This window comes from Protofrankia sp. CiT1, assembly GCF_917627335.1.
Classification (GTDB): domain Bacteria; phylum Actinomycetota; class Actinomycetes; order Frankiales; family Frankiaceae; genus Protofrankia.
This window is the reverse complement of sequence record NZ_CAKJTP010000087.1, coordinates 2,382-16,904: the sequence shown is the minus strand read 5'-3', so window position 1 is coordinate 16,904 and position 14,523 is coordinate 2,382. Positions and strand designations below refer to the sequence as shown.

Here is a 14,523-nt window from a genome sequence, read left to right as displayed (position 1 = left end):
ATAGCGGCGTTCACCAGCCGGGTCCAGCCCCCGATATCGGCAGTGTGTCCGGTTCTGGGGCTGTTCGCCGTCTCTGCCCGGAGACCTCCTTAGCGAGACCTCCGTTTGGAGCTATCCGACATGTCGCTTCTAGGACAGGCTGTAGGTGTGAGGCCACCAGCCCGTGCGGAGTCCTAAGGTGACTGAGCCCGTCGAGATCCTGCGTGCTTACCGTGTCACTCTTGATCCCAATCCAACCCAGGAATTGACACTCGCTCAGCATGCGGGTGCCGCGCGATGGGCGTTCAATCATGCGCTCGCCGTGAAGATGGCGGCACGGGAGCAGTGGAAGGGCACGGTTGCCGCATTGGTGGCGGCGGGCGCGTCCGAGGAAGACGCCCGCCGGCAGGCCAGGGTTCCCACGCCTACCAAGCCGGCTATTCAGAAGGCGCTCAACAAGGTCAAGGGCGATGATCGGCAGGGTGTCGCGGGCGTATGCCCGTGGTGGCACGTCGTTTCGACATATGCCTTTCAGTCAGCATTCCTCGACGCGGACATGGCATGGAAGGCATGGCTGGACTCGTTGGCGGGCCGGCGTAGGGGACGCCGGGTCGGCTGCCCCCGCTTCAAGAAGAAGGGCCGTTCACGGGATAGTTTCCGGCTGCACCATGACGTGAGGAGACCGACGATCCGACCGGTCACCACCCGGCGGCTGTTGCTGCCGCGGATCGGTGAGGTCCGTACCCACGACAGCCTGAAACGGCTGATGCGCGCGCTCGATCGCAGATCTGGTGTCATCCAGTCGGTGACGGTCTCGCGGGGGGCACATCGCTGGTACGCGAGCGTGCTGGTCCGTGAGTGGATTGCGCTGCCAGCGCCGAACCGTGCCCAGCGGGCCGCTGGCACGGTCGGGATCGACCTCGGGCCCCGCTCTCCTGTCACCCTGTCCACGGGCGAGCGGCTCTTCACCCACCGGGCGCAAGCCCGGCATGCCCGCGCGCTTGCGAAGGCGTTCCGCACCGTCGCCCGGACGATGAAGGGCTCCCGGCGACGCGGGAAGGCACAGCGCCGGCTGGCACGCCTGCAGCACCTGGAAGCGGCCCGCCGGTCGACGGATATGCATCGCCTGACGAAACGCCTCGCGACCGGCTGGGCGATGGTGGCAGTGCCGGACCTGCAGGCCGCCGGCATGACCCACCCGGCTCGGGGGACCGGCAGCAAAGCCGGGGCGGGCCGCCGGCCCAGACGGGCTCTCAACCGGGTGCTCCGCGACATCTCTCCCAGCGAGGTGCGCCGGCAGCTCGATTACAAGACCGTCTGGTATGGCAGTAGGATTTCCATTGTCGACTATGGATATCCATCGAATAAGACCTGCTCGGCCTGTGGTACGGCAAAAACCACGCTGGCCTTGTCCGAGCGGGTGTTCCACTGTACCGCCTGCGGACTGTCGATGGATCGTGACGTGAACACCGCGCGCGCCATTGCCCGGTTCGCTGTCGCCTCCGATAGGGGGGAGACAGAAAACGCCCGTGGAGCGCCCGTGAGACCGATCCGTCCAGTTCGGACGGTGACGCGGGGCACGTCGATGCGGGAAGGCCCACCGACTGGTGGGTCACCCCAGTGCAGTGATGCGCAGGCATCCCCCCGCACCATAACCCAGACCGGAGAGGGCTCGGCCCACCGGCAGCAGGGATGATCACATGCTGCGTGCTACAGGTCAGTTCATGACCCGTTCGGCCCGCCGGCGCAAGGGATGATCGATGCCACCCGGAACGCGTCAAGGGATGTGCCCGTCCGGCCTACCGGCCTAGGGGATGATCGCTATGGAGTACGCCTCGTCGGTGGCGGACCGAGTCCGGCCCACAGGAGGGGAGGAGGGGAACGGATCGACCGTCGATCGTGATGGCCGCGGCAATGCCGGGAGCCGGTTGGGGGCTGTCCGGCCGTAGCCGGACATCGCCGCCGCGGCCCTTGGGCCCGCGGGCTGTCCGCGTAGCCGCCGCGAGGGCGGGGGCCGAGGATGCCTTCGAGCGGCCACCCATGCCGGCGGCAAGCAGCGGGTCACGGCTGTAGGTGCGTGGCCAGGATATACACGGGACTGCCGTCCGCCTGCTCACAGAAGCCGCCGGGAGCGTATCCCGGTTCCCGGCGGATCTCCAGTCGTTTCCATCCGGATCGGATGAGCAGATTCACAAGGGGGCCGATGACGTTCGGGTATTTTCCACTCCGGCGTGCCGCGGCCGTGTTTATTTTCTCCCCGCTGAGTGGCAGCATGCAGTATCCGCCGATTTTTCCATCCTTGTCGATGGATGCTTCGAGGCGTTGCCAGCCCGACTTTTTTGACAGCTGGACAAGCGTGGCTATCACATCATTTTTGTCGTTTTCCTTCTCCAGGAAATCAAGATATGCAACGGGTGTCGAGCCGCCATGGCCGGCTCTCCCGCACTCACGCGAGCAGTATTGATCATTTTTGTCCTGTATTAATGTGCCGCAGGACGTGCACATTTTTTCGCTCATTTTGTTTCTCCTCCGTGGCGGGTGCCTCGATTTCCGCAATTTGTTCGGTGGTGGCCGCGCGCGTTCTCAAGTCCTTTCAGTGGACTCCGATCTGACGATCTGACGATGATGACAAAGAACCAGGCGGGGAACAAGTCCTGACTTCGTGCGTACGCCAGCCTCGCCGCAAGCGAGCCACCGCCAGCTCCAGACGGATATCTCCGTTTGGAGCTACGGGAAATGCCGGCGGTATCACCATCGCCGTGAGCCCGCCGCCGTCCAGGTGGGGGTGTCCAGGTGGGGGTGCCGGGCCGAGTGGAAGCCCGTTACGGTCAGAACTGTCCCGGTGAGGCGTGCGGGGCATGCCGCTCCCCCCCCGTAGCAGCAGCGCTCCCGTCCTCACCGGGACACCACGACCCGTTATGCAGCCGCGGGAAGGGTGCCTGACCCGTGGCGGTCCTGATGACCGTGCGGGCGGCGCTGGTATTCGGGGAAGCGGCCGATGCCGCGTCATGAGGAGGCGACATGGCTCTGTCCCCGTGGGACGTACAGAACAAGGTATTCAGCCCGACCCGGTTCCGCACCGGCTACAAGGAGGACGAGGTCGACTCCTTCCTCGACGATGTCGAGGACGAACTCACGAGACTCCTGGACGAGAACACCGACTTACGCAGGCAGCTCGACGAGGCCCGCCGCGCTGGCGGCGGCAGTTCCGCCGTTCCCGCACAGCTGCTGCAGGAAAACCAGCAACTGCGCAGGCAGCTGGAGGAGGCACAGCAGCGGAGCGCTCAGGTGACTCAGGCCTCGGCAGGTGAACCTCCCGCTCCCCGGCTGGCCGCCGCCCAGCCGGCCGCCGCCCAGGCCGCGGCCCACGTCCCAGGCTCCCAGCTGGACAGCGAGATCGAGCGGCGTGTCACCCAGACCCTCATGCTGGCGCAGCGCACCGCCGACGAGCTGTCGCAGCAGGCCCGTGACGCGTGCGAGCGTGCCCGCCGGGACGCCCATGCCGACGCGGAGCGCATTGTCAATGAGGCCCGCGCGTACGTTGCCGAGCAGCTCGGAGGCCTTGCCGACGACAAGCGCCGGTTGGAAGACCAGGTTGAGCAATTGTTGGCCTTCGAACGTGACTACCGTGCCCGGCTGGGCTCCTACCTGGAGATCCAGCTGCGCGATCTGGACGGGATACCGACGCGGCCGGCTATCGACGCCATGGCGGGCACGCCGATCGACCCGGGCACCGGATCCCCACCGCCGCTTCCGCCTGGGATCAGCATCGCCGCGCAGCCGATGCCCGCCCCGGTCGCCGCGCTGACTTTCCCGTCAGCCCACCAGCCCGTCTCGTCGCTGGCCGCCGGCACGCTGTTGTCCGGAGCAGACAGCAGCTGGTTCGATACTCCCGCTCCTGACCTGGAGCCGGCCCGTCAGGATGCCTGCGGAATGCGGGGTTTCTAGTGGTCGGCGCCGGAAGTTCATCCAGGGCCTGCCGGCGCCAGCCGGCGCCTCGCTTCGTTGTCGTCGGCCCCGGTAGAACACCGCTACCGGGGCCTCCTCCGCCTCGCGACGCATCCACCTGGCATCCGACAACCCCCGAAGGACTTCCAGCGCCGACCACTAGCCGGGCAAGGCGACCGGGGCGAACCGTGCATCCCTTCCCGCGGGTCGCTGGCCATCGGAGCTACCTGGCGACGTGTCACCGACACGCCTGAGCGTTCGTTACCGTTGCGTTGCTCCCTCGTATCGTGAAAGCCAGCCCGCATCGGGTGACCGGCCAGCGACGTGAGGAGGTCCGGGCTGCCCGGACGTACCCGCAGGCGAGTGAGGGCGACGTTGGTTGACTCCATGTGCCTGGCCGCCTGCCCGCAATCGATCAGTTTGGTCGCGTCGGTCGCGTCGGTGACGGAGCCCCCCATCACTGGCGATGACGCATCCCCGGGGGAGCCACAGCAGGGCCACCGTGTACAGGCCGACGGCCAGTGTGGTCATCGGCGTGGCTGTCAGCCCACACCAGCAGACAGAACTTGCTATTAACGTCCCAACCGATTGTCCGATCGGTCAATATTATGCGATCAGTCCGACACATACGGTTGCGGGGACGTGGACCCCGTCGGTGTGGCAGGAATCAAGGAGCGCAGCGGCATGCCCAGGTGGAGGCTCCGAGCCGACGTCCGAAGCCGATGCTCGTCGGCTTGTCGGCACGCCGGTGACCACCAGTACACACCCGTATCCGTTATCAGGGTATAGAGGCGAGCGGAACATACCATGATAGCGAGACGAAGTAGACACGAAGCGGAGTATCGGTGACTGATTCGACCATCATCTATACACACACTGACGAGGCCCCGGCCCTGGCGACGTACTCGTTCCTGCCTGTGGTCCAGGCATACGCCCAGGTGGCCGGTGTCAGAGTCGAAAGCCGCGATATCTCCCTGGCAGGGCGGATCATCGCCAGCTTCCCCGAGTATCTCACGGAGGCCCAGCGTGTCGACGACGCGCTCGCCGAGCTCAGCGGGCTGGCCAAGACGCCTGAGGCGAACATCATCAAGCTGCCGAACATCTCGGCTTCGATGCCGCAGCTGAAGGCGGCGGTCGCTGAGCTGCGGCGGCAGGGCTACGCGCTGCCGGACTACCCGGATGACCCGAAGACCGACGAGGAGCGGGAGATCCGCGTCCGTTACGACAAGGTCAAGGGCAGCGCCGTCAACCCGGCGCTACGCGAGGGCAACTCCGACCGCCGTGCTCCCGCGTCGGTGAAAAGCTACGCTAGGACCCACCCGCACCGGATGGGCGCGTGGCGCTCCGATTCGAAGACGAACGTTGCCACCATGGGCGCTGACGACTTCCGTGCCACGGAGAAGTCCACAGTCATCACCGAAGCCGGCTCGCTGCGCATCGAGCTGGTGGGTGAGGACGGCGCTGTCATCGTCCTGCGTGAGTCCATACCGGTGCTGGCGGGCGAGGTCGTGGACGCCTCCGTCATGCGCGTGGCCGCGCTGCGTGAGTTCCTGGTGGCGCAGATCGCCCGTGCCAAGGCCGAGGGCGTGTTGTTCTCCGTACACCTGAAGGCCACGATGATGAAGGTTTCCGACCCGATCATTTTCGGCCACGTGGTGCGGGCCTTTTTCCCGCGGACCTTCGCCGCCCACGGTGAGACGCTTGCCGCGGCAGGGCTGACTCCGAACGACGGGCTCGGTGGCATCCTCAAGGGCCTGGAACCCCTGCCCGAAGGCGAAGGAATCAAGGCTTCCTTCGCCGCCGAGCTGGCCGACGGCCCCGCTCTGGCGATGGTCGACTCCGACCGCGGCATCACCAACCTGCATGTGCCCAGCGATGTCATCGTGGACGCCTCCATGCCGGCTATGATCCGTACCTCCGGTCACATGTGGGGTCCAGACGGCCAGGAGGCGGACACCCTCGCGGTTCTTCCCGACAGCAGCTATGCCGGCATCTACCAGGTTGTCATCGATGACTGCCGGGCGAACGGCGCCTTCGACCCCGCGACGATGGGCTCGGTGTCCAACGTCGGCCTGATGGCACAGCAGGCCGAGGAGTACGGCAGCCACGACAAGACCTTCGAGATTCCCACCGCGGGCACGGTACGGGCCGTCAACGCGGCCGGCACCGTGCTCTTGGAGCAGGTGGTTGGCGCTGGCGACATCGTCCGTCTGTGCCAGACCAAGGACGCGCCGATCAGGGACTGGGTGAAGCTCGCCGTCACCCGTGCCCGCGCCACCGGCGACCCGGCGGTGTTCTGGCTCGATGAGAACCGTGCGCATGACGCGAAACTGATCGAGAAAGTCAGGGCCTACCTGCCTGAGCACGATACCCGGGGACTTCAGATTGAGATCATGGCGCCGACGGGCGCGATCGCGTTCTCCCTGGAGCGGATCCGTCGAGGCGAGAACACGATTTCGGTCACCGGCAACGTGCTGCGTGACTACCTGACCGACCTGTTCCCGATCCTGGAGCTTGGCACGAGCGCCAAGATGCTCTCGGTCGTCCCGCTCATGAACGGCGGCGGCCTGTTCGAGACGGGCGCCGGCGGCTCCGCGCCCAAGCATGTCCAGCAGCTGCTCAAGGAGAACTACCTGCGCTGGGACAGCCTGGGCGAGTTCCTCGCGCTGGCGGTCAGCTTCGAGCACCTCGCGCAGACGACGGGCAACGCACGCGCTCAGGTGCTCGCCGACACCCTCGACCGCGCGACCGCCACCTTCCTCAACGAGGACAAGTCGCCCAGCCGCCGCCTGGGCGGCATCGACAACCGCGGCAGCCACTTCTACCTGGCGCTTTACTGGGCGCAGGAGCTGGCCGCACAGACCGATGACGCCCGTCTCGCGGAGGCGTTCGCCGGCCTGGCCAAGACGCTCACCGCGCAGGAGCGGACCATCGTCGACGAGCTGCTCGCGGTTCAGGGCTCGCCGGCCGACATCGGGGGTTACTACCAGCCCGTCGCTACCATGGCCGCGGCCATCATGCGTCCGTCGAAGAGCTTCAACGAGGCCATCGCGGCCCTCGGCTGAGCAGCTCGCGGTAGTGCCGAAGGATGTGAGTTCGATGTTGTTCCCTGGTGACCCAGGAACATGGGATTCACATCCTTGGCTGGCGAGCTGGCGAGCCGGTTGTTCCCCGCTGGGGCGGCGGAGAGGCCGTGTGCCACCGCTCTCGTGACCATGCGCGGTAGCAGGCTGTCCAGGGTCTGACGGCGCGGTGCAGGCAGGGCGCTTCGTGCCTGACCGGGAAAACCTGTGTGCCTCTCGTCTCGAACGTGCTCCCAGCGCGCTCGGCACTACAGGGCATCTCCGACGGGAAAAATGCCGACCGTAACCCGATCCCGCTATAGCGGTGATGCGCGCGGTCTGAGAGCATCCGTTCTTGTGCGCATATCAGGGTTCCGTCGCCCTTCCGTAACCATGCGTGGGTATGCCGTCGCGTTGATGTTGATGTTGGCCGCATGCTCCAGCGGGGGAAGTGAACCAGCCGCGCGGGCTTCGGCCAACGCTGGATCCGGTGCCGGATCAACGGCCGCGTCCCGATACGGCACGCCGCTGAAGGGGATCTGCCCGGACACCGTGGTTTTCCAGGAGCCGTGGTGGCCGGGTGCGGACTACGGGTTCGCCTACCAGCTCCTCGGGCCGAACCCGGTGATCGACAGGAACAAGAACCGGATCACCGGCCCGCTCGGCGCTACCGGCGTCACGTTCGAGATCCGGGCTGGTGGCCCGGCGGTCGGCTTCCAGCCGACGTCCTCCCTGCTCGCTCAGGACGACAGCATCCTGGTCGGCGACGTCGGCACGGACGAGGCGATCCAGAACTCGGGAAAGGCGCCGACAGTGGCGGTCTTCTCGATCTATGAGAAGAACCCGCAGGTTCTTCTGTGGGGGAATCCGGACTGGAACTTCGCCAGCGTCGCCGATATCCACCGGGCGGGGGTGACGGTGCTGGCCAGCGAGAGCGGGACTGTTTACCCGGATGTTTTCATCCGGGAGGGGCTACTGAACAGGTCGCAGGTCGACACCTCCTACCAAGGCACCCCTGACCGGTTTGTCGCCACCGACGGCAAGATTGCGCAGCAGGGGTTCGTGACCTACGAGCCATACCAGCTTGAACACGATGTCAAGGCGTGGGACAAGCCAGTGAGATACCTGCTCCTCCATGACGAGTACCCGGTGTACCGGGCCCAGCTCTCCGTCCGGCCGGACAAGCTGGCGGCCAACCGTGCCTGCCTGGCCAAACTCGTGCCGTTGTTCCAACGGGCACAACGTGACTATATTGCCGACCCTGGTCCGACCAACCAGCTCCTGCTCACGGTCGTCGGTTCGCTGGACACCAGCGGCTTCACTCTTTCGCCCGGTCTGCTCGCGGATGCCGACACGAAGCTGAAAGAACTCGGGCTGGTCGCCAACGGGACTGACGGGGTGCTGGGCAGCTTTGACACCGCCCGTGTCCAGCGGCTCATCGACCGGCTGGCGCCGGTCTTCGAGGCCAGGGGCACCAAGCCCAAACCGGGGCTGAGACCGGCGGATCTGGTGACCAATGACTTCCTGGACAGGTCGATCTCCCTGAAGTAGCGAGCTCTGGAGCCTGCGGCCGCCATGCGCCGCAGCGACATTCGAAGCTCACGGCCACCCCGCGCGACGCCACCGACCGTCCCGGAGATGGAGTCACTTTCATGAGCGACTACCCGCCCCCCACTTTTGACATCACCAAGCCGCACTCGGCCCGGGTCTGGAACTACTGGTTGGGCGGTAAGGACTATTTCGAAGTTGACCGTGAGTACGGGGACCGGTACTTCGAGATGTATCCGGAGATTGTCGAGATCGCCCGCGTGGGCCGGGCCTTCCTCCGCCGTGCCGTCACCCACCTGGCCGGTGAGGCAGGCATTCGCCAGTTCCTCGACATCGGTACAGGCCTGCCCACCATGGAGAACACCCACGAGATCGCCCAGCGGATCGCCCCGGACGCGCGTGTCGTCTATGTCGACAACGACCCGCTCGTGCTGCTCCACGCTCGTGCTCTACTGGTCGGTACCAGCGAGGGCGCCACCGCTTACATCGATGCCGACGTCCATGATCCTGAGAAGATCCTCGCCGGTGCCGCCGAAATCCTGGATTTCACCCGGCCGGTGGGGCTCATGCTGATAGGAATCATGGGGAATGTCGCGGACGTCGACGAGGCGTACGCGATTGTGCGACGGCTTCTCGACGAGGTGCCATCGGGCAGCTACCTGACTCTGGGGGATGGCGTGGTCCTTGACGAGGCCGTCCGGGCCCTCAGCGAAGGCCCCGATGGGCACGGGTACTACAACCGCAGCGTTGAAGAGATCGTCCGGTTCTTCGACGGACTCGAACTGCTCGAGCCCGGTGTGGTCTCGACCTCTCTTTGGCGGCCCGCTCCGGGAAGCGCTCCCGCTGCACTGGATGCGTTCTGCGGTGTCGCGCGTAAGCTCTGAGTACCGTTGGGGATCAATATCATGCTCAGGTACTGAGCACACACGGGGAGCACAGTGACGGGGCATCCGGACCGGGGGTCGGCCGTGGGCCGGATGCTGCTCGGCATTCAGCTGCGCCGTCTTCGGGAGGCCCGAGGCATCAGCCGCAAGGCCGCCGGGTACGAGATCCGCAGCTCCGAATCGAAGATCAGCAGGTTGGAGCTGGGGCGGGTTGGCTTCAAGGAGCGTGATGTAGCCGACCTGCTCACCCTCTACGGCGTCACCGCTGAGGCGGATCGGGCACCGCTGCTTGAGCTGTCCCGGCAGTCCACCCAGCCGGGCTGGTGGAACGCCTCCGCCGATGTCCTGCCGAACTGGTTCGAGCTTTACCTGGGTCTGGAGACCGCCGCGACATTGATCCGGACCTATGAGGTCCAGTTCATCCCAGGCCTGCTCCAGACCGAGGACTACGCCCGTACCGTCATTACCCAAAGCGATGGTCCGGGCGCTGTTTCGGTCAAGGACGTCGAACGCCGGGTCGACATGCGGATGAGCCGGCAGAGGATACTGGACCGCCCGGATCCGCCCCGGCTGTGGGCCGTGCTGGACGAGGCGGCTCTGCGGCGCCCGATCGGCCAGCCCGCGGTGATGCGCGCCCAGCTGGAACGGCTGATCGCGGTTTCCAAGCGGCCGAACATCATCGTCCAGGTGATGCCCTTTGCCTTCGGCGGCCATGTCGCGGAAGGTGGCGCCTTCAGCATTTTGCGTTTCGCCGAACCGGATCTGTCCGATGTGGTCTATTCCGAGTATCTTACGAATGCGCTCTACCTGGACAAGCCATCGGACGTGTACCGCTATTCGGAGGCCATGAACCGGCTCGGCATCGACAGTACAGCGCCCGACCAGGCCGCCGATTTTCTGGCCAGGGTCATCGCCGAGATGTGAGGACGGGGGGCCGGCTTCTCCGACGGCATTGTCTCCCGGCGGGCGATATTACCTCACCGGCGTTGCCCCGACTCGTACCAGGGCCCGACGACCAGGTGAGCCACCAGGCCGAACAAGCAGAAAACAACGAAACCAAAAAGGGCGGAAACGATGATCGCGGCAAACAGTGGCCCGGACTCCAGGCTCCGCGTGTAGCCGTCGATGAGCCGGCCGATCCCTGGTTCCCCCTGGCGGAAGAAGAAGTCGCCCACGATCGCGCCGATCACCGACAGGCCCGCGGAGATACGTAGCCCGGTGAAGACGGCGGGAAGAGCGCCGGGAAACTCCAGCCAGATAAGCCGCCGCCACCGGCTGGCTTGCCGCAACGTGAACAGGTCGTGCTGGCCGGTATCCGCCGAACGGAGGCCGAACAGCGTGTTCGTAATGATTGGGAAAAGCGCGATCAGGACACACACAATGGTCCTGGGCCAGAAGCCGTACCCGAACCAGAAGCCGATCAGCGGAACAACCGCCAGGATCGGAATGGTCTGCAGCAGCACCGCCCAGGGATAGAACGAACGCTCGACCCAACGTGCCTGGTTCATCAGGACCGCGAAGGTCATCCCCAGCGCTGACGCGATCACGAGGCCGACGACGGCGACCTTCGCGGTTGCCTCCAGCGCGGAAAGAATCTCGTGGAACGTGGCCCAGTCGAGAAATCCGTCCAGCACCACCTGATGTGGCGGTGGTAGCAGGAAACGTCGGCGCGGGGCGAAGAGGGCATAACTCACCAGGTACCAGGCCCCGACCACCACACACAGGACGGCGAACGGCGGCAGTGCCGTCCGCGCCGCGCCGGCCAGGCGGGAGAACACCCGCGGCAGCGGCCGGGCCACCGGCAGGGGGGCGTTGTCGGCGGTCACGCGAACGACTCCCGCAGAGCCTCGGAAACGGCCTGCGCGGTCCGGGTGAACTCCGTGTCGAACCGCAGCCCGCTCTGCCTCGGGTAGTCGAAGGGCACCTCGATCTGGGCCAGCACGCGGCCTGGCCGAGCGGAGAGAACGACCACTCTCGTGGCGAGCAGGACCGCCTCCGCCGCCGAATGCGTGACGAACAGGCCGGCGAAACGTTCCCGTGTGTACAGCCGCAGTAACTCGTCCCCGAGACGTTCCCGAGTGATCTCGTCGAGCGCGCCGAACGGTTCGTCGAACAGGAACAACGACGGACGCATGGTGAGCGCGCGGGCGAGCGAGACCCGCATGCGCATCCCACCGGACAATGCCTTCGGGCGGTGCCGCTCGAAGCCCGCCAGCCCGGTCAGCGCGATGGCGTCGGCAACCAGGCGCCGACGTTCCTCCTTCGCCACGCCGTCGAGTTCGGCGAGGAGGCCGATGTTCGCCTCGACTGTCCGCCATGGCAGCAGGGTGGGGTCCTGGAAGACGTAGCCGGGGACGGCCGAGCCGACCGCCACCGATCCGGACGACGCTTCCGTGAGGCCCGACGCGATGCGCAGCAGCGTGGACTTGCCCGAGCCCGAGGGCCCGACCACCGCCACGATCTCGGTATCACGTACCGTAAAAGACACCTCCCGCAATGCCCGGGTACCGTCCGGGAATGTCTTCCCCACCCCCCGGAACGACAATGCGGTACCTACCGGGGCTGGCCCCGGCGACGACGCCTGCCTTTTTGTCTGTTTCATCCTGATCTCCGGCCCAGTGGCGCGCACATGTGGAGGATCCGCCTTTGTTCGCCACGTCAGGTCCCTTGGCTGAAAATTGGAAAATGATTAATCGTACCGGTTTGATCGCACCGTGGCCGCGTCCGCCGTACTCCTGGTAGGCATATCCACCGGAACGGTGACGGCGTGGTCGGGTGGCCGTGGGAAAGCGGCTGCCATGGCGCAGGTGCCCGCCGCTGGCCGTGCCGGCCCTCACAGGCCGCGGGCGACGACGTCGAGGACGGCGCCCAAGGCGCGTTCGCGCTCGGCATCGGGGAGGTCACGCAGCGGCCCGTCGTTGAGCAGTGTCGACAAACCGTGTACGGCTGACCAGGCGGCGTACTCGGCCCCGGGGCGGCGTTCGGGTGGGATCGCGCCGGTCTCAACCAGCTCGTCGAGCCGGCTACCGAGCAGCTCATACGGGCCGAGCCCGCTGGCGCCTGTTCCCTCGCCCGCCGCGAAGGCGCGCGTGGTACGAGGCACGGCGAACGCCGTCTGGAACCAGCCGGGTTCGGTGGTGGCGAACTCCACGTAGGCCCGCCCGAGCGCGTCGAGCCGGGCCCAGGCGGTCACCATCGGGTCGGTGTCGCTGGGCAGCGCGTCGATCCGTTGCTCCATGAGCAGCGCCAGCTGGCTCATGCAGCGTTCGCAGACGGCGCGCAGCAGCTCGTCCCGGTCGGCGAAGTGCCGGTACGCCGCGTTGTGCGAGACGCCGGCGGCGCGGGTTGCCGCCCGTAGCACCACGGCTTCGGGGCCATCGGCTCGGGCCAGTGCGACACCGGCGTTGACGAGCGCCTCCCGCAACTGGCCGTGGTGATAGGGGCGTGGGGGGATGGCAGCCAACATGTTGACAGTGTCCACTTTGGGTGGCACGCTCGTCAATGTTGCCGCTGTCAACTTTAGGAGATGTGCTCTCGATGGCTTCCCCGCGCTCCCGCCGTCGGCTCGCGCTTCTCGCGACCGTCTGCCTCGCCGTGTTCGCGATCAACCTCGACACCACGATCGTCAACGTCGCCCTGCCCGAGCTGGCCCGTCAGCTCGGCGCGACCACCCGCGATCTGCAGTGGATCGTCGACGGGTACAACCTGGCCTTTGCCGCGCTCGTGCTCACCGCCGGGTCGATCGGCGACCGCTTCGGCCGTCGCCCGGTGCTGATCGGCGGGCTCGCCGGCTTCGCCGTCGCGAGCGCGGTCGGGGCGGTGTGTACCGGGGCCGGTGCGCTGGTCGCGGTGCGTTTCGTCATGGGCGCGTTCGCCGCGCTCATCTACCCGACGACACTGTCGGTCATCACGAACGCCTACCCGGACCGCGCCGAGCGCGCCAAGGCAATCGGCGTGTGGGGTGCGGTCACCGGCCTCGGGGTCGCCGTCGGTCCCGTCACGGGTGGGCTGCTGCTCGCTCACTTCTGGTGGGGCGGCGTCTTCCTCGCCCTCGTCCCGGTCGCGCTGGCCGCGGCGGCCCTCGCCGTCGTGCTCGTGCCCGAGTCCAGCGACCCCGGCGCGGCCCGGCTGGACCTGCCCGGTCTGGTCACCTCGTCGGCCGGCATCGGGCTCCTCGTCTACACGATCATCGAGGCGCCGCACCGCGGCTGGACGTCGTTCTGGACGATCGCCGGTTTCACCGCAACGGCGATCATCGTCGCCCTGTTCATCACTGTTGAACGGCGCCGGGCGAACCCGATGCTTGATGTGAGCCTGTTCCGTACGCCGGCCTTCTCGGCCGCGAGCGGCGCGGTGACCGTCGCGTTCTTCGCGCTTTTCGGGTTCATCTTCCTGATCACACAGTACTTCCAGTTCATCCGCGGCTACGGCACCGTCTCGACCGGTGTGCGGATCCTGCCGGTGGCCCTGACCATTGCGGCCGGATCGGTGCTCGGCGCGTGGCTGGCCGGCCGCCTCGGCACCCGCGTCATTGTCGTCACCGGGCTGACGCTGTTCGGCACGGCGTTCGCCTGGATCGCGGTGTCCGCGACCTACGAGTCCTACCTGCGGATCGCCGCACAGATGCTGATCATGGGTGCTGGTCTCGGCCTGACCACCGCACCGGCCACCGAGTCGATCCTGTCCGTGCTGCCGGCGGCGAAGGCCGGTATCGGGTCCGCTGTCAACGACGCCACCCGGGAGGCCGGCGGCACGCTCGGTGTCGCCGTCATCGGCAGCGTCTTCACCTCGATCTACGTCCACCAGCTCGCCGGTACGAGCGTCGCCGCGTTGCCAGCGCAGGTCGCCGGCGCCGCCCGCGACTCCGTCGGCGCGGCGATCGCGACAGCCACCCACGCCGCGCCGGCGGTCAGCCAACAACTTGTCGCCGATGTCAACGCGTCATTCATGAGCGGCCTGCACATCGCCTGCCTGGTCGCCGCTGGCGTGTGCTGGCTCGGCGCGCTCGGCGGCCTGGCGTTGCCCGGCCGTCGCGACATGGGCGTACCGCGGCCCGGTCGAACCGTCTCGTCCGACGCTGAGCCGGCGCTGGCCGGTTGAGA

General features: G+C 66.8%; 11 protein-coding genes. 7 read left to right on the top strand and 4 right to left on the bottom strand.

The genetic code is table 11. The annotated features are described in order from the left end of the window. Positions 1-178 precede the first annotated feature (178 nt). A complete protein-coding gene (locus tag MJ785_RS14450) occupies positions 179-1,675 on the top strand; it encodes a transposase (protein ID WP_239346484.1) in 1,497 nt (498 codons plus the stop codon). A 365-nt stretch (positions 1,676-2,040) separates the two neighbouring features. Here the strand turns inward: MJ785_RS14450 and MJ785_RS14445 are convergent, their stop codons facing one another. Beyond that, positions 2,041-2,496, bottom strand: a complete 456-nt coding sequence (locus MJ785_RS14445) for a hypothetical protein (protein WP_239309290.1) — start codon at positions 2,494-2,496, stop codon at positions 2,041-2,043. A gap of 504 nt (positions 2,497-3,000) precedes the next feature. Here MJ785_RS14445 and MJ785_RS14440 point away from each other — a divergent pair. The 5 genes from MJ785_RS14440 to MJ785_RS14420 all read left to right on the top strand — a co-directional run bounded on the left by MJ785_RS14440 (position 3,001) and on the right by MJ785_RS14420 (position 10,345). After that, the gene (locus MJ785_RS14440) at positions 3,001-3,927 is read left to right on the top strand and encodes a DivIVA domain-containing protein (RefSeq protein ID WP_239381311.1); all 927 of its coding nucleotides are present in this window, start codon (positions 3,001-3,003) and stop codon (positions 3,925-3,927) included. Between the two features lie 845 nt (positions 3,928-4,772). Then, on the top strand, positions 4,773-6,992 hold the full coding sequence (locus MJ785_RS14435) for an NADP-dependent isocitrate dehydrogenase (protein WP_239381309.1): 2,220 nt from the start codon (positions 4,773-4,775) through the stop codon (positions 6,990-6,992). Between the two features lie 414 nt (positions 6,993-7,406). Beyond that, positions 7,407-8,540, top strand: coding sequence for a hypothetical protein (locus MJ785_RS14430; RefSeq protein ID WP_239381313.1), 1,134 nt, complete (start codon positions 7,407-7,409; stop codon positions 8,538-8,540). Positions 8,541-8,641: 101 nt separating this feature from the next. Continuing rightward, positions 8,642-9,421, top strand: coding sequence for an SAM-dependent methyltransferase (locus tag MJ785_RS14425; protein ID WP_239309296.1), 780 nt, complete (start codon positions 8,642-8,644; stop codon positions 9,419-9,421). 93 nt (positions 9,422-9,514) lie between these two features. Then, positions 9,515-10,345 carry a helix-turn-helix transcriptional regulator gene (locus tag MJ785_RS14420; protein ID WP_239309327.1) on the top strand — a complete coding sequence of 277 codons (831 nt, stop codon included), beginning with the start codon at positions 9,515-9,517 and terminating at the stop codon, positions 10,343-10,345. A 53-nt stretch (positions 10,346-10,398) separates the two neighbouring features. On the opposite strand, the gene MJ785_RS14415 is transcribed toward MJ785_RS14420, so the two are convergent. From MJ785_RS14415 to MJ785_RS14405, 3 genes are all read right to left on the bottom strand, one after another. Next, on the bottom strand, positions 10,399-11,247 hold the full coding sequence (locus MJ785_RS14415; RefSeq protein ID WP_370652731.1) for an ABC transporter permease: 849 nt from the start codon (positions 11,245-11,247) through the stop codon (positions 10,399-10,401). Then, positions 11,244-12,023 (bottom strand): ABC transporter ATP-binding protein, encoded by a 780-nt coding sequence (locus MJ785_RS14410; protein WP_239376989.1) that lies wholly within the window; start codon positions 12,021-12,023, stop codon positions 11,244-11,246. Before MJ785_RS14410 ends, MJ785_RS14415 begins: the two co-directional genes overlap by 4 nt. Before the next feature lie 231 nt (positions 12,024-12,254). Next, entirely contained in the window at positions 12,255-12,887 is a 633-nt protein-coding gene (locus tag MJ785_RS14405) for a TetR/AcrR family transcriptional regulator (protein ID WP_239346490.1), read from the bottom strand. Positions 12,888-12,958: 71 nt separating this feature from the next. On the opposite strand from MJ785_RS14405, the gene MJ785_RS14400 reads away from it, so the two are divergent. Continuing rightward, the gene (locus tag MJ785_RS14400; RefSeq protein WP_239309302.1) at positions 12,959-14,521 is read left to right on the top strand and encodes an MFS transporter; all 1,563 of its coding nucleotides are present in this window, start codon (positions 12,959-12,961) and stop codon (positions 14,519-14,521) included. The last annotated feature ends 2 nt before the right edge of the window (positions 14,522-14,523 follow it).